The organism is Microcoleus sp. C2D2 (assembly GCF_036702495.1).
GTDB lineage: Bacteria > Cyanobacteriota > Cyanobacteriia > Cyanobacteriales > Microcoleaceae > Microcoleus.
In genome coordinates, this window is the sequence record NZ_JAUBTO010000105.1 from 1 (window position 1) to 15,061 (window position 15,061).

General features: G+C 46.8%; 14 protein-coding genes and 1 pseudogene. 7 read left to right on the forward strand and 8 right to left on the reverse strand.

What is annotated here, in order from left to right:
• Window positions 1-400: 400 nt before the first annotated feature.
• Window positions 401-571 carry a hypothetical protein gene (locus QUB61_RS26790; protein WP_333122603.1) on the reverse strand — a complete coding sequence of 57 codons (171 nt, stop codon included), beginning with the start codon at window positions 569-571 and terminating at the stop codon, window positions 401-403.
• A 202-nt stretch (window positions 572-773) separates the two neighbouring features.
• The gene (locus QUB61_RS26795) at window positions 774-1,034 is read right to left on the reverse strand and encodes a hypothetical protein (RefSeq protein WP_333122600.1); all 261 of its coding nucleotides are present in this window, start codon (window positions 1,032-1,034) and stop codon (window positions 774-776) included.
• 9 nt (window positions 1,035-1,043) lie between these two features.
• Between QUB61_RS26795 and QUB61_RS26800 the strand changes: the two genes are divergently transcribed.
• From QUB61_RS26800 to QUB61_RS26810, 3 genes are all read left to right on the forward strand, one after another.
• Window positions 1,044-1,190, forward strand: coding sequence for a hypothetical protein (locus QUB61_RS26800; protein WP_333122598.1), 147 nt, complete (start codon window positions 1,044-1,046; stop codon window positions 1,188-1,190).
• Between the two features lie 163 nt (window positions 1,191-1,353).
• Window positions 1,354-1,905 carry a DUF2854 domain-containing protein gene (locus QUB61_RS26805; protein ID WP_333122595.1) on the forward strand — a complete coding sequence of 184 codons (552 nt, stop codon included), beginning with the start codon at window positions 1,354-1,356 and terminating at the stop codon, window positions 1,903-1,905.
• Window positions 1,906-2,315: 410 nt separating this feature from the next.
• Entirely contained in the window at window positions 2,316-3,122 is an 807-nt protein-coding gene (locus QUB61_RS26810; RefSeq protein WP_333122593.1) for a DUF3598 family protein, read from the forward strand.
• A gap of 5 nt (window positions 3,123-3,127) precedes the next feature.
• On the opposite strand, the gene QUB61_RS26815 is transcribed toward QUB61_RS26810, so the two are convergent.
• The 4 genes and pseudogenes from QUB61_RS26815 to exaC all read right to left on the reverse strand — a co-directional run bounded on the left by QUB61_RS26815 (window position 3,128) and on the right by exaC (window position 6,696).
• The gene (locus QUB61_RS26815; RefSeq protein WP_333122590.1) at window positions 3,128-3,964 is read right to left on the reverse strand and encodes an SDR family oxidoreductase; all 837 of its coding nucleotides are present in this window, start codon (window positions 3,962-3,964) and stop codon (window positions 3,128-3,130) included.
• 103 nt (window positions 3,965-4,067) lie between these two features.
• Window positions 4,068-4,605, reverse strand: a pseudogene (locus QUB61_RS40100) (hypothetical protein).
• Window positions 4,606-4,648: 43 nt separating this feature from the next.
• The gene (locus tag QUB61_RS26830; protein ID WP_333122588.1) at window positions 4,649-4,996 is read right to left on the reverse strand and encodes a DUF779 domain-containing protein; all 348 of its coding nucleotides are present in this window, start codon (window positions 4,994-4,996) and stop codon (window positions 4,649-4,651) included.
• 179 nt (window positions 4,997-5,175) lie between these two features.
• On the reverse strand, window positions 5,176-6,696 hold the full coding sequence (gene exaC / locus QUB61_RS26835; RefSeq protein ID WP_333122584.1) for an acetaldehyde dehydrogenase ExaC: 1,521 nt from the start codon (window positions 6,694-6,696) through the stop codon (window positions 5,176-5,178).
• 318 nt (window positions 6,697-7,014) lie between these two features.
• On the opposite strand from exaC, the gene QUB61_RS26840 reads away from it, so the two are divergent.
• Complete coding sequence (locus QUB61_RS26840) at window positions 7,015-7,752, forward strand: A/G-specific adenine glycosylase (protein ID WP_333122582.1); 738 nt, start codon at window positions 7,015-7,017, stop codon at window positions 7,750-7,752.
• 44 nt (window positions 7,753-7,796) lie between these two features.
• Here the strand turns inward: QUB61_RS26840 and QUB61_RS26845 are convergent, their stop codons facing one another.
• Together QUB61_RS26845 and QUB61_RS26850 are read right to left on the reverse strand one after the other, a co-directional pair.
• A complete protein-coding gene (locus tag QUB61_RS26845; protein WP_333122578.1) occupies window positions 7,797-7,934 on the reverse strand; it encodes a hypothetical protein in 138 nt (45 codons plus the stop codon).
• Window positions 7,935-8,050: 116 nt separating this feature from the next.
• A complete protein-coding gene (locus QUB61_RS26850) occupies window positions 8,051-9,298 on the reverse strand; it encodes a response regulator (protein WP_333122576.1) in 1,248 nt (415 codons plus the stop codon).
• Window positions 9,299-9,891: 593 nt separating this feature from the next.
• On the opposite strand from QUB61_RS26850, the gene QUB61_RS26855 reads away from it, so the two are divergent.
• The 3 genes from QUB61_RS26855 to QUB61_RS26865 all read left to right on the forward strand — a co-directional run bounded on the left by QUB61_RS26855 (window position 9,892) and on the right by QUB61_RS26865 (window position 14,984).
• A complete protein-coding gene (locus QUB61_RS26855; RefSeq protein WP_333122609.1) occupies window positions 9,892-12,576 on the forward strand; it encodes an endonuclease MutS2 in 2,685 nt (894 codons plus the stop codon).
• Between the two features lie 166 nt (window positions 12,577-12,742).
• The gene (locus tag QUB61_RS26860; RefSeq protein WP_333122574.1) at window positions 12,743-13,933 is read left to right on the forward strand and encodes a transposase; all 1,191 of its coding nucleotides are present in this window, start codon (window positions 12,743-12,745) and stop codon (window positions 13,931-13,933) included.
• Window positions 13,934-14,378: 445 nt separating this feature from the next.
• Window positions 14,379-14,984 (forward strand): DUF3038 domain-containing protein, encoded by a 606-nt coding sequence (locus tag QUB61_RS26865; RefSeq protein ID WP_333122572.1) that lies wholly within the window; start codon window positions 14,379-14,381, stop codon window positions 14,982-14,984.
• Window positions 14,985-15,061: the final 77 nt, after the last annotated feature.

A 15,061-nucleotide genomic window follows, 5' to 3' on the forward strand; every position in this document is an offset into this window, starting at 1 on the left:
TACAACAAACTACATTGAGTTGTAGTCGGATTTAACTGTAGCATATTTTGGGTTCCAGTTAAGATGCGTTTACCCTGATTCGTCATTAGTCATTCGTCATTCGTCATTAGTCATTCGTCATTCGTCATTAGTCATCAGTGGTCAGTGGTCAAATTTGCAGTTAGCCGTGTAGGTTCTTGTTAGCTATTAAGGTGTACTGCATTTAATTTTCATTTTTGGGGCGGCCAAGATGCCCACCCCACAAGATTTTTAATAACATAACTATCCAAATTAAATGCGCGACAACTAATGACCACTGACAACTACTGACTAATGACCACTGACAACTACTGACTAATGACTACTGACTAATGACTAATGACTAATGACTAATGACTGCTGACTAATGACCACTGACTACTTAACTGTTAAAAGTGCGCTTGAATTCTTCTAAGAGATCGTCAATTTCTTCGATCGCCTGACTCACATCTATTTTCAGGGCTCCCAAGTCCGATCGATCTAACAGCCGCACGAGGGATTCCCGCTTGCTCTCGATCTCTGCTACGCGCTCTTTGATTGTCTGTGCATCCATTGTTTTTGGCCTTTGCTACTATTAACAAAAATATTTGACATTCCCTCCTGCGAACAGACAGGGATTCTTAATTCACCGACCTACCTTTCTGGGCAAATCCTTCACTGTTTTTATATTGGAGGTGATGAACGTGCTCAGGGTTTTTGGGCCTGTGTTATAGTTTGATTGTACATCAAAACTTCAGCAAAAGTTCAGCCAGATTTCAACGCAAAAAAGGCGGACGTTTGGTCTCTGCGGGTTTATTTTTCATCATTCCAGCTAAAAATCGCTTCAGGGCCTTCTCCCGGTTTTTCATAAAAGCAGCCCAAAATCCCGGTTGATATTCATCCATTGTCTTGGCTAGGGCCCAGACATCGATCGCTAAGATATTATAAAGCCTTTCATCTTCGCGTTTGAGCGAGTTAATCTGCTCCAGAACCGACTTGTTTGCTCCCGCAGTTTGTGTGTCTTCGTCTTTAATCATGTCCGAAAAATGGTTGAAAGGGCAAGAGTGTCGATCGCGATCGCCACTCTGTATACTTTGATGATACTGCCGATCTCGATTGCCTTCTGGAACCAACGCCGCGCAATTAACACGGATTTTTACCCCGAACGCGCCCGGGCGAGTCCGGCTGGATAAGCTTCTGAAGCTATAGACAAGACTGTGGATGCACACCGCGAGCGCGCTCATAGATGCTAGCAGTTTTTGCAGGTCTTTTGGCAAAAAAACTAAATTTATTCAAGACTTTTTGACAGATAATAATTAAAGTATCTTGTTGATTCGAGCTAACTACCTCACTAATATGTTACGTAAAATTTCTTTAGCAAACCTAGCCTTAGTTGTGGGCGGTATTATAGCAGCAGTCGGGTTCGCAGCCTACTTCACAGACAAACCAACCCTCAACCTAGCCGGTTTTTTTTATGGAATTCCGCTGTTGCTGGGAGGTTTGGCCCTGAAAGCGGCCGAACTCGAACCAGTGGAGTTCACCGAACCTACCTCTGCTGAAGTTCTCCTCCTCCGAGAAAGTCAGGCTACAGATACTCAAAACCAAGTCCGCAAAGATATCACCCGATTTCGCTACGGTCAACCCGCGCACTTAGATGATGCTTTGGAGCGCTTGGGTCTGGCCCCGACAGACGAGGAACGGCCCCTCCTGCAAGGGTTGCGGGAAGTTGATGTTGATGGTGCTTATGGGTTAATTTTAGAGTTTTATTCGCCACTAATCCCGATCGAAGTCTGGGAAGAAAAGCAAGACAAAATAGCTACTTTTTTTGGACCTGGTTTGCGCGCACAAGTGAGTCACAAGGCTGGTGACAAAATTGAATTGGCTCTCATTAAAAATACTCAAGCTTAAAGTAGTATTAAGTTTTGAGTTCGTAAATTTTGAACTTGCCAATTAATAATTAATCCTGCCTCAGCCCAGATACTGATAATAGCTGCAGGTTTCAAGCTGTCGCTATTATCAGCAAAATCTCAATCCGCAATAGAGAGATCGCCCCAATTGGATTTTCCTTAATTACAATAGTGGTCGATGCCGATCGGCAATGTTAAATCAGGAGAAGCACAAATGGTTTCGTCCCAGAGTAAGATAGGTATTATCGGCGCAGGACAGGGGTTGTCAGTTGCAGTTAAACAAGCGTCGAAGTAGATGATAGCAGTCTCAGTTGCAAATAATCCTGGCTCAGTCTAGAGTAGAATAAATGAGCAGGTTGAATCCGCAAAACTAAATTATTGACAACCTATAGGGAAAAAAGGGATACGCCAATGTCAGAAAACAGAGTGTCCATCACCGCCAAAGTACCTTTAACTTCTCAACAGCAGTGGGAAAATTTTATCGCCGCTCACGGAACACGTTGGCAAGGGGTATTAGTTAGATATGATGCCGCAGGGCAGGTTCTCGATATTCTTGATTCTGTAAGGAGCTCAATTCCTTCTGACGATGGGCAAACTCTCACCCATTCCATCGACTTCAGGAGTCGGATGACAGAAACAGTAACGCAGAAACAATGGGTTGTGACCGTGGGTAATCCGCTGATTATCCATGGGTTCGATCCAGAGGGTTATCTGCTTTGTAATCCCCATTCTTCTGCCATAATGGTTGGGCAGGATCGAACGGGTTCAGGATTCTATTTTGAGCCTTTCCTCCTGGCATCAGGAAAAAGAACGAGTGTAGTAGTAATGTACACATCGGCCGATAGCCCTCAGCCCAACAAATTTTCATTGTTTAAAGAAAGCAAGGAAGAGGTAGGGAAAGCTTGGTGGTCCCAACAAAATCACTGTAGGATCGATCGAGTTAACGGCCTCAAACTTCCTGCTCAAACCACAGGCGGAACCTATGTTTCATTGGATGAGATGGCTCAACTGCCAGTTCCTCCTCAACCCAGTGAAATACAAGGCGATTTTCTACAAATCCAATTTCCAGATGCCATAGAGGTGGTTCTTTCGAGCGATCGATTCAACACTCCCTATTATGCCTCCATGCGTTGGACCCCAGATACCAATGATACACAGCGAAGCTGTACTTTAATCTACGAACAACCGGAACAAAAGCCTGATGTATTCGCCATTTAACAGGCTCAAATTTCTACTTCTGGATGAATGAGCTGGTATCCTTCTGCTTTGAGCTTCTGATTCGATATGCGCCGACTATTCGATCGCTTTGTTGTATCTGATCCATCCCATTCCACTTCAGGTAATTCGTAGCGATCGCAAAGTTGTTTAAACAATTCACGAGCAGTAATGGGAACATCATTTACTACGTTATAAACTCCTTCTAATTGACGAGCGAGCGCCAACTCACTTGCTGATACAATGTCGTCCAGATGAATCCAGTTCGTGAAATTATTGCCTGTGCCTGGGCGAGTTGTGCCTGCAAGCCCGCTTAACCGTTTCTTGAACTCGCGATCGGGTCCATAAATGGCTGCAAGGCGAAAGATACATACTTTCAAATCAGGGCTGGATGCTGACAGCAAAACTTGCTCTGTCTCGTGTAAAATCTCTGCATGTCTGTCAGCAGGTGCCACAGGTGAAAGTTCGCTAACCCAGGCTCCATTACTATTGCCATACACCCCAGAACTACTGGTATATATGAGTTGTTTTATGTTGGGCAAATGCTTCAACGCAAGAACAAGGTTGTGGGCCGTATGCAGGTAAGTCTCCTTGTACATATCGGAATCTACTTGTTGGTTTGCTGTAGGAGCGAGACTCAGGAATACCACATCTTGATTTTGCAGGATCGTCTGTAATGTCTCTTCATCGCAGCACTTCAGGACGATCGCCCGGTTGGCAACTTTCTGTAACTCCCCAATCCGGTCTTGCGTTGTCGTCGTTGCAGTGATTGCGTGACCCAGGTTCCGCCAATGCTGGGCAACGGCACTTCCAACATAGCCACAACCAATAATTATAGCGTTCATCAGTTTTTTCTACTTCTGAGATAGAAGGCTCTAGAGGGCATCCAAGATAACAATATATCCTAGTTACAAAACTTTACGCACTGTTTTATTTGGCGTTGCTGAATTAAGGGATGCAGCCATAGGGGACAGGGACATCACCAAACTTGAGATAATGAATTAACAGGCGAATTGAGTGACCCAGGATTTCTACGGACTGGGAGTAACATCAAGTTATGCGGTGCAGTCGAGCTTGCGTAAAGACTGCCGGGCGCATTTTCTCCCTCAACTCAGGTGATAAGCTATTCTGCATTTAAATTGTATCTCAAAAAAAATTCAAGTCTTGTGGGGTGGGCGTCCCGCCCGCCCTGAATATACAATTTAAATGCGCGACAGCTTATAGGTTTTGCTCACAATCTGGTCTCCATTTGGAATAAAGCAAGGATAAACTGACCAACCATCTGTGACACCCTCAATCGATCGCAGTCCCATGCCATTGACGTGCATTTTCAGGCATTCACGTTTCATTCGATCGCTATAGCCTCTCTCTGTTGGCGGTGGGCTGACTTTCCTGGCGACGACAATTAAGACAAATGTGATGCGTGTTTACCTCTTCTTTGTTTATTCTTACTTGTCCTATTGGATTTGCATTCTGGGCATTTCATGCTGCTTTTTCTCCATATCATCCCTTTATTATGCAACGCCGAGTTAATCAGCATTAACAAACAAGCGAGAACGAGTAATAAAACGCTCTCCATCCGGCCCTTCCAGGGAAAAATCGCTGCCTCCTGGCCCCGATGCCACGTCTATAATTAACTGCGTGTGCTGCCAATATTTGTATTGCTGCGCTGCAATATAAAAGGGACAACCGCCTATTTCGCCGAGCAATACGTCACCATCACCGATTATCAATTCGCCATCGGGAAAGCACATGGGGGAACTACCGTCGCAGCAGCCGCCGGATTGGTGAAACATCAATTTTCCGTGTTCAGTTTTGAGATGGTTAATTAATTTTAAAGCGGCTTCTGTTGCGGTGACTTTTGCGATCGTTTCCATTTTAGAAGAAGAAAGAAGGAAGATGGAAGATGGAAGCTCGACATCTGCGTGAATCTGCGTTAATCCCTTGTCATCTGCGGTTACGAAATTATCTTTTTTTTACCGCAGATGAGGGCAGATAAACACAGATTAACGCAGATGAATGAGATTAATTACAGTTGTACGGGATTTGATATGACTTAGAAGAAACCTAATGCTTTGGGGCTGTAGCTGATTAACAAATTCTTAGTTTGCTGGTAGTGATCTAACATCATTTTGTGATTTTCGCGGCCGATACCAGATGATTTGTAGCCGCCGAATGCTGCGTGGGCAGGATAGAGGTGATAGCAGTTTGTCCACACGCGTCCTGCTTGAATGGCGCGACCCATGCGGTAGGCGGTGTTGATGTCGCGAGTCCAAACTCCTGCACCTAAACCGTAGAGTGTATCGTTGGCAATTTCTAATGCTTCGGCTTCGTCTTTGAAGGTGGTGACTGCTAATACTGGGCCGAAGATTTCTTCTTGGAATATTCGCATTTTGTTGTTTCCTTTGAAGACTGTTGGCTGGAAATAATAGCCGTCTTGCAAGTCGCCGCCTAAGATTTTTCTTTCGCCACCAATCAGGCATTCTGCGCCTTCGGCATGACCGATTTTGACGTATTCGGCGATTTTTTCCATCTGGTTGATGGAGACTTGCGCGCCGAGGGCGGTTGTCGGATCTAAGGGGTTGTCTTGTTTGATTTGGCGGATGCGATCGATCGCCCTTTCCATGAATCGATCGTAGATTGACTCCTGAATTAAGGCCCGGGAGGGACAGGTGCACACTTCGCCTTGATTGAACGCAAACATGACTAATCCTTCGACTGCTTTGTCGAGGAATTCATCATCTTGGGCGCAGATATCTTCAAAGAAAATGTTGGGGGATTTGCCGCCTAGTTCTAGGGTGACGGGGATGACGTTTTGGGAGGCGTATTGCATGATTAGCCTGCCGGTGGTGGTTTCGCCGGTGAAGGCGACTTTGGCAACCCGGGGACTGGTGGCGAGGGTTTTGCCGATTTCGGCGCCGATCCCGTTAATGACGTTGATTGTGCCGTCTGGTACTAAGTCGGCGATGATTTCCATCAGTACCAAGATTGAGGCGGGGGTGGGAGTTGCTGGTTTGAGGACGACGCAGTTTCCGGCGGCGAGGGCTGGGGCGAGTTTCCAGGCGGCCATTAATATCGGGAAGTTCCAGGGGATGATTTGTCCGATGACGCCTAGGGGTTCGTGGAAGTGGTAGGCGACGGTGGTTTCGTCGAGTTCGCCAAGAGACCCTTCTTGAGTTCGGATGCAGCTTGCGAAGTAGCGGAAATGGTCGATCGCCAGCGGTATGTCTGCGAGGCGGGTTTCGCGAATTGGTTTACCGTTCTCCCAGGTTTCGGCGATGGCGAGGCGATCGAGGTTTTCTTCGATTCGATCGGCTATTTTGTTTAAAACCCGCGCCCTCTCGGCTGGGGAAGTCTTACCCCACTTGTCTTTCGCCGCGTGGGCGGCATCCAGTGCCAATTCTACATCCTCGGCGCTCGATCGGGGGACTTGACAAATTGACTTTCCTGTTATTGGAGAAAGGTTTTCCGAGTATTTCCCTTTCACTGGTGGCACCCACTTGCCGCCGATAAAGTTGTCGTAGCGAGTTTTAAAAATCGACTGACTGCCGGATTGAACTGGTGCTGCTACTACCATTTTCTTACCTAATTAAAATTTATTCTCGCGGACGCTTGAAATCTCTTCAACATAAACTATCGTCTATTCTCTGGCACTTTTGTTCTTTAATATACAAAATTTTACATTTTTCAAATATTTGAAATCAACGTTGTTTCTAGGTTTCGGGGTCGGGCGGGTAGTTAATAAGATTTTTTGAGATTTTTTTGATAAACCGCAGAGTACGCAGAGTACGCAGAGGAAGAGAAGAACGAGAGCAGAAAAAGATTGTTTTACAAATTATTTAAATCTGCTAATATATAGATAGAAAGTTGGCAATTTATCAACAGTACCAATCAAATGCCTGCCTTAAATACCGTTGTTTTTTATTCCGATATTGAGCCTGGGTCAAAGCATTTAGACGCTGCTAAAATCCGGTGGTTTCAACGCCGGCTGAAAGCTTGGGCCCGGCAGAATTTCCGCGATTTTCCTTGGCGGCGTACCTGCGACCCCTACGCGATTTTGGTGGCGGAGTTGTTGCTGCAAAAGACTACTGCCGCTACAGTGGCTCCGATTTATCAAGAATTTGTCGATCGATATCCGACTCTCTGGGATTTAGCGGCCGCGCCTGCTGCGGAAGTTGCTAGTTTGTTGCAGCCTTTGGGTCTTTTTTTTCGGGCGCAAAAGCTGCGGGAATCGGTGCTGGTTATCTTAGAACATTATCAGGGAAATGTTCCCCGCACGGAAGCTCAGTTGCTGGAACTTCCCGGAGTTGGCAAGTACATTGCGAGATCGGTTTGCGCTAATGCTTTCGGACAGCCCAAAGCGGTGCTCGATACGAATGTTGCTCGGATTTTGCAGCGTTTTTTTGGGATTGACGGCGGTAAAGTAAAATCGCGATCGCCCGAACTTTGGGAAGCCGCAGAACGAGTCGCTCCCAAACAGCAAGTCGGGCGGTGGAATTTAGGACTGCTGGACTTTGGGGCGGCAGTTTGTACTGCAAAAAACCCCCGCTGCGGCGAGTGTCCGCTGCAACAGCAGTGCGAGTACAAAATTAGCAGCGAAATCAATTCTAGGCTGATTGCCGAACTCAATTGACAAATATTCAACCGCATTTGTAGGGGCGGGTTCGCCAACAATCTCTAGCTAAAACCAACAATCTCAAAAACCCGCCCCCACCCAACGGTAAATACAAATGTACCAGCATCAAAAGGGATAAATTTATGATAAATTTTCGCCCCCGCACCGCCATCCGATATCATGTCCGATCGATTAACCATAATATCCCGGTCGGGGCGGGTTTTTGAGATGGGAGATTGTTGGCAGGTATTGTTGGTGGGGGGAGCCCCTACAAAAATCGCGGTCCCTCGACCGGACATGATATGACTACTATTAATTAACTGTGACGCAGCGGGATTTCTATCCGAAATATAGTACCTTTACCCGCTTCAGAAAAACACTTTAACTCTCCTTTGTGCTGCTCTACAATTATCCGATAGCTGAGAGCAAGTCCCAAAGGGATGGTGGGTTCGGCAGGTTTTGCTACCAAAAATGGATCGGAAATTTGCGCTGTGATATCTTTGCTGATTGCCATGTCGTTATCAGCAATCTCAATCCGAATCCGCTGAGCATCGACGACCTGAGTGCTAATCAAAATCACAGGCTTAAATTGGATTGATTCCAACTCCTCCAACTCTTGAGCCGACTCTTCCAAAGCATCGATTACGTGATTGATAATATTCAGAAAAGCTTGATTGAGCAGACCTGCATAACACTCAATCTGTGGCAAATTGCCGAATTCTTTCATCACCTTGATGTCTCGCCTTCCCTCGCGAGCTGGCAAGCGGTGCTGCAACAACAACAGAGTATTTTCTAAACCGTCGGAAACATCGAATAACTGCCAGCCCGATCGATCGCTGCGGGAAAAATCCTGTAGCGACAAGATTAATTGGCGGATGCGATCGCTCCCGGTTCGTATGGAACTCACAATTTTTAATAAATCGTCGAGAACGAATTCCACATCCATATCTTGCTGTTTTTGTAAAATTTCCGAGCCGGGATTGACTAGCTCTTTTTGATACAAGCGCAGCAGTTCAATTAAATCGGTAGCGTAGCTTCGGACGTGAGTTAGATTGCTGTAAATAAAAGTAATTGGGTTGTTAATTTCGTGGGCGATACCAGATACCAACTCGCCTAAACTAGACATTTTTTCACTTTGCAGCATTCGATCGCGCGACAGTTGCAATTCTTGCTGGGTGAGAGCCAACTGCGCCCTCAACTCGCGCGATCGCTTAGACGCGCGCACCCGCCCCAACAATTCCTGCTTAACTATCGGTTTAAACAGAAAATCGTCAAAGGGTGCGTCGAATTCTTGGGCTTCTTCAAAGCGATCGGCTGTTGTCAGCAGAATAAAATAGGCCCTCGCCAATTCTCGATCGGCTTTCACCAGCCGACACAGTTCCAAAAAGTTGATTTGAGGCGAAGTCCCGTCGCAAATTATCACATCCGGCGAAAATTCCCTCGCCAAGTCTAAACCCTCCTTACCGTCGGGAGCGACTCTCACCTGATGTCCCTCCCTCCCCAGCAACTCTTGCACGACTTCAACAGTCACAGCATCCCCGACGATCGCCAGAATCTTTGCCATACTTCTACCAACTCCACAATTACTTTTTAGGATACAACCGCCTCAATTGCGCCGACATATTTAAAATTCCCAAATTGTTCAATCCCACAAAAAACAGCCCGTGCCAGTTCCCTCAAACGCAAAAATAGCTCGAGAGAAGGTATAATTTTAGACGTGCAACGCAAAAAAGCAAAATCTCGCCTTGGTAATGGGGCTTTTAGATAACAGCTTTCTGCCGAATGACTGCTGACAACTCTCCTAAATCTTCCTCAAGTTGCGTCCGGAAACAATAAAAAAACTTTAAAATTAATCAATCAATACTTCGGACAGTTTCATGGCCCGCGTCCACAGGCGAGAAACCCGGTTTCTACGAGTTGGGCGACAAGTCACGAGAATTTTACCAAGAAACCGGGTTTAGCTTTCGTTCCGAGTCCGCACAGTTGAACTTAGGTTTTGAGTTTGTACTCAGCGTTGTCCCGTGCAGGCATATTGCGCTGGAACCCTTATTCTACTGTTGGTCATCAAAAATTATCCGAAGAATTGATTAATAGTATCGTCTAATTAACCTTCTAGGTCAGCGCCTGGGAATGCCAATTACCAACACCACCTCAACTTTGATTCAATCCGAAACACTAGAACTATTAGAATGGCCGCGCCTGTGTCAGCACTTGGCTACCTTCGCTGCGACCAAACTCGGCGTCGCCGCCGCCCTAGACCTCCAAATCCCGGCAAATCAAGCTCAAACAGCAGAACTCAAGGCCCAAACTGAGGAAGCTTATCAGTTAGAGAGCCGCGCTGGCGGTGCTTTGAGTTTTGAAGGCATCCAAGACATCGGCACTTCCCTGCAGCGAGCCGAACTCCAAGGTTTGCTCAGCGGCGAAGAATTGCTGGCAATTGCTACTACCCTCGCCGGAGCAAGGCAATTGCGCCGGATAATTGACTTTGGGCCAGATGTGCCGACGCTCAAAGAACTGGCAGCCCAATTGCGGACTTATCCCGAACTAGAGCAAGAAATCCATCGCTGTATAGACGATCGCGCTCAAGTAGCAGACAGAGCAACTCCTAAATTAGCAGGAATTAGAGTTCAAATGCGACAGTTGCGCGATCGCATTTATCAAATATTGCAGGGGATTTTGCAGCGCCAATCCAACGCCGTACAAGAACAGCTAATTACCCAAAGAAGCGGACGCTTTGTCGTTCCCGTCAAAGCTCCCCAAAAAGATGCCATACCCGGCATCGTTCACGACTCCTCGGCCAGCGGCGCGACACTGTACGTAGAACCCCACAGCACAGTCAATCTCAACAACCAAATGCGGCAGTTGCTGAGGCAAGAACAAGCCGAAGAAGAAGCAGTCCGCCGCGCTCTCACGGAGCAAGTCGCAGCAGTCAAACCAGATTTAGACAGATTGTTGGTTGTAGTTACAACCTTAGATTTAGCGGCCGCTAAAGCGCGTTATAGTTTTTGGTTGCAAGCAAATCCGCCGGAATTTATCGAATTGGGAGAGCCAGAATTAGCACCAAAAAATCCCGAAACAGAAGATGAGGAAAAAGAAGATGAGGAAAACTCAGAACACAGTCAATTATTAATTCGCAACCTGCGATCGCAAATTACCCTGCGCCAGTTGCGCCATCCTTTATTAGTTTGGCAGCAACAGCACGAGCAAGGCTTTCCAGTCGTGCCGGTCGATTTAACCATCGGGCCGCACATCCGCGTCGTCGCCATCACCGGCCCCAACACTGGCGGCAAAACTGTCACCCTCAAAACCTTGGGCTTGGCAGCTTTGATGGCGAAAGCAGGAATGTTTGTTGCCGCCCGCGAACCCGTAGAATTGCCTTGGTTCGACAATATTTTGGCTGATATTGGTGACGAACAATCTTTGCAGCAAAGTTTGTCTACTTTCTCCGGCCATATCCGCCGCATCAGCCGCATTTTAGAAGTTTTAGGCAATAAATCGCAGGCTGAAGAGGAAGGGGAAGAAAACTTAAACCTTCCAATTACTAATACTTCGGCTACGCTCAGTACAAGTTCCCCAGGCCCCATACTTCGGCTGCGCACTTCAACGGAGCTCAGTACAAGCTCAGCACAAGTGCCCCATGCCCCATGCCCAATTCCCAAATCTTTAGTTTTGTTAGACGAAGTAGGAGCGGGTACAGACCCCTCAGAAGGCAGTGCATTGGCGATCGCCCTGTTGAAATACCTCGCCCAACATTCCCTATTAACAGTTGCAACTACCCATTTCGGCGAACTCAAAGCCCTCAAATATCAAGACTCCCGCTTTGAAAATGCCTCAGTAGAATTTGACGACAATTCCATGCAGCCAACCTATCGCTTGCTGTGGGGAATTCCCGGACGTTCCAACGCCCTCACCATTGCCAAAAGACTGGGTTTGCTAGCATCCATAGTCGATGAAGCTCAAACCTATGTCGGGGGAGCCTCTCAAGATGTCAATCAAGTGATTGCTGGACTCGAAGCACAGCGCCGGAAACAGGAAACCAAGGCCAGAGAAGCAACTCAACTGCTACACCAAACCGAAAAACTGCACAGAGAAGTTTCTCAAAAAGCAGCCGCTTTGCAAGAGCGGGAGCGAGAACTAAAAATAGCTCAGGAAGTGGCAGTAAATGAGGCGATAGGATCGGCAAAATCAGAAATTGCTCAAATCATTCGTCGCTTGCAGTCGGGCGACCAGACGGCTCAAAATGCCCAACAAGCGACAGAAACCTTAAATCAAATTTCTGAAAAACACCTGCCCTCTCGCCAACAACCGGCTAAACCCAAACCGGGTTTTATGCCGAAAGTGGGCGATCGCATCCGCATTCCCAGCTTGGGCCAAACCGCCGAAGTCCTCAGCGGCCCCGATGCTAACGAAGAGTTGAGCGTTCGGTTTGGGATTATGAAAATGACGGTCAAACTGGGAGAAATTGAATCCCTAGACGGTCAAAAACCGGAAACGAAAGCTCAATTAGCCAAGGCTGCCGCCCAAGCACAAGCACTCGCTACGGCTAAAGCTAAGCAAGCAGCGTCGGAACCTGCAAAACCCAATCCCGAAATCGCCATTCGCACTGCTAATAATTCGATCGACTTACGAGGTGCGAGAGTCTCAGACGCAGAAATCGAAATAGACAGAGCTCTTTCCAAAGCCGTAGAATACGGAGTTCTGTGGATAATTCACGGCAAAGGTACGGGACAGTTGCGGCGCGGGGTTCACGAGTTCCTCGCGAATCACCCGCAGGTTTCCCGCTTTGAACTCGCCAGTCAAAAAGAAGGAGGTGCAGGTGTGACGGTCGTTTATTTGAAATAAGCCCAAAACCCTGTGACTTCAGTCCAGGGATGAAAGCTCGCGGGAGACTTTAGTCTCCCAGTCAAATCCTTGCTTCATCAGAAATACGAGTTACATTGTAAACTTTCTTTACTTTGAGGAGCGGTCTTATGTCAAACGATATAACATAAAAACTGGAGGTAAAGCCATGCTAGTTTTTGAGTTTAAAACCTACGGGAAACGGAATCAGTTCAATGCAGTAGATGAAGCGATTCGTACCGCCCAATTCATCCGCAATAGCTGTTTGCGCTATTGGATGGATAACAAAAAAGTGGGTAGATACGACTTAAATAAATATTGTGCTGTACTGGCTCGCGACTTTCCGTTTGCCGACGAACTCAACTCAATGGCTCGACAATCGAGCGCTGAACGAGCCTGGTCTGCTATCTCCAGATTTTATGATAACTGCAAGAAAGGAATTCCTGGTAAAAAAGGTTATCCACAGTTTCAGAAAAAATGCCACTCTGTTGAGTACAAAACCAGTGGATGGAAGCTTGCCGACGATCGGAAATCAATCAACTTTATCGACAAAAAAGGGATTGGACGATTAAAACTAAAAGGCACACGCGACTTGCACTTCTACCAAATCAGTCAAATCAAACGGGTGAGATTGGTAAAACGTGCGGATGGCGTATACGTCCAATTCTGTGTCGATGTTGCTCGAAAAGAAAACACAGAACCCTCTGGTACTACGATCGGATTAGACATGGGGCTGAAGGAATATTACACTGATTCAAACGGAGTTACGGTTGAAAATCCGAAGTTCCTAAGAATTGGTGAAAAAGTTCTTAAGCGTTCAGGGCGTCGTGTATCCAGGAAAGTAAGAGGTTCAAAGAATAGGGCAAAAGCTAGGCAGATTCTAGGCAAACGCCATCTCAAAATAAGTAGGCAGCGTAAGGACCATGCTGTGAAATTAGCACGGTGCGTAATCTCATCAAACGATGTAGTGGCTTACGAAGATTTGAGAATTAAAAATATGGTGAAGAATCACTGTTTAGCTAAGTCTATTAATGACGCATCTTGGTATCAATTTCGTATTTGGCTTGAATACTTCGGTAAAGTATTTGGAAAGATTACGGTTGCGGTGAACCCACAGTACACCAGCCAAGAATGTTCTAAGTGCGGTGAAATTGTCAAAAAAACGCTATCCACAAGAACACACGTTTGTAAATGTGGGTGTGTAATGGATAGAGATTTCAACGCAGCTAGAAATATCCTTCGTCGAGGATTGGGTACGGCGGGACACGTCGGAACCTTTGGTCTTGAACCAAGCAACGCTTTAGGAGAGTTGACCTCTACTGTTGTTGGAGAAATCCTGCTTCAGCAAGTTGAATCGTAGATTAAAGAATCCCCGCGCGTTTACGCCGGGGAGTGTCAACAAATTGCTCCGTAATATCCATAGAGGGCGCCAGAGGAAGCAATGACAACTATAATCTGACAGACTATAAGTAGCGACAGACTATAAGTAGCATTCGAGAGCGCTAGGATATTGGCATTGATATAAGTCCCGATAGTTTCAAAGCACTGATTTGATTTCGGTCACTCTGCGGCGTAGCATGGTTAGGGGTAAAAATCTATGGGTTTTGCCGATCGCGATCGATCTTCCTTGAAACCGCAACTTTTAACCCGCAACTCCGTCCAGCAGTTAGGATTGCCGGAATCAAAGCAAGGAGCTATGGAGACAACTTAACAGATGTGCTGTTGCCCACAGGCTGCAAAGCTTTCATCACTGCATACTGTTTGATATCCTGCCTCAACCTGTCTTAATTTCCCGTGCTGAAGCCATGCGCTCGACCGTAAAGTCCTCCGCTCCCACAAACGAAACGGGTCCATCTCCCAACTGGGCAGAATTGACCCAAAAAGCACCAGAACCTACCCAGTTGGACAACATTAAAGCCCAACTGGATTTAGTGCTGTTAGCCCTAGAAGCACTGGCAGAAATTGGCTCAGAGGCGATGCTCAAGGTAGCAGCCGAACTGAATTTAGAGCCAATGGTAGCCGATCGGGTAGCTTTGTGGCGGCTGCGCCAATCTAACCCGCTGCGGAAAGGCCAGGGAGGGCGCAAAAAACTCGATGTGGAGGAAGCTCGATCGCTCGTTTTGATAAGCTGTCATTTGGCCTGTCAGCACCAAGCTTTAATCCGCCGCGCTGTTGCTTTGCTCGAACAAATGGCAGAGCAAAACCGCGAACCTCACACAATCGCTTTGTTGGGAGATTATATTGACAGGTTCAGCAACACTTATGCCTCGCGCATGGAAGATGCAGAAAATTTATCGGCCCGAGAACTAACTAATTTGGCCCTCAAACTCCTGATCGATTTGCTATTTTACAGCAGTCCCGGCGGCCACCGCCGCCTCTGGCTGGCTCTTCTAGACCGCGCTAAGACTTAAACAACAGTCATTAGTCATTAGTCATTAGTCATTAGTCATTAGTCATTAGTCATTAGTCATTAGTCATTAGTCATTAG

Excerpts from the sequence above, each read along its gene's own strand:
- exaC (WP_333122584.1), bottom strand. The coding sequence starts at position 6,696 with ATGGTAGTAGCAGCACCAGTTCAATCCGGCAGTCAGTCGATTTTTAAA.
- QUB61_RS26840 (WP_333122582.1), top strand. The coding sequence starts at position 7,015 with ATGCCTGCCTTAAATACCGTTGTTTTTTATTCCGATATTGAGCCTGGG.
- QUB61_RS26845 (WP_333122578.1), bottom strand. The coding sequence starts at position 7,934 with ATGGTTAATCGATCGGACATGATATCGGATGGCGGTGCGGGGGCGAAA.
- QUB61_RS26800 (WP_333122598.1), top strand. The coding sequence starts at position 1,044 with ATGGTTGAAAGGGCAAGAGTGTCGATCGCGATCGCCACTCTGTATACT.
- QUB61_RS26790 (WP_333122603.1), bottom strand. The coding sequence starts at position 571 with ATGGATGCACAGACAATCAAAGAGCGCGTAGCAGAGATCGAGAGCAAG.
- QUB61_RS26865 (WP_333122572.1), top strand. The coding sequence starts at position 14,379 with ATGCGCTCGACCGTAAAGTCCTCCGCTCCCACAAACGAAACGGGTCCA.
- QUB61_RS26815 (WP_333122590.1), bottom strand. The coding sequence starts at position 3,964 with ATGAACGCTATAATTATTGGTTGTGGCTATGTTGGAAGTGCCGTTGCC.
- QUB61_RS26830 (WP_333122588.1), bottom strand. The coding sequence starts at position 4,996 with ATGGAAACGATCGCAAAAGTCACCGCAACAGAAGCCGCTTTAAAATTA.
- QUB61_RS26860 (WP_333122574.1), top strand. The coding sequence starts at position 12,743 with ATGCTAGTTTTTGAGTTTAAAACCTACGGGAAACGGAATCAGTTCAAT.
- QUB61_RS26805 (WP_333122595.1), top strand. The coding sequence starts at position 1,354 with ATGTTACGTAAAATTTCTTTAGCAAACCTAGCCTTAGTTGTGGGCGGT.
- QUB61_RS26810 (WP_333122593.1), top strand. The coding sequence starts at position 2,316 with ATGTCAGAAAACAGAGTGTCCATCACCGCCAAAGTACCTTTAACTTCT.
- QUB61_RS26795 (WP_333122600.1), bottom strand. The coding sequence starts at position 1,034 with ATGATTAAAGACGAAGACACACAAACTGCGGGAGCAAACAAGTCGGTT.
- QUB61_RS26850 (WP_333122576.1), bottom strand. The coding sequence starts at position 9,298 with ATGGCAAAGATTCTGGCGATCGTCGGGGATGCTGTGACTGTTGAAGTC.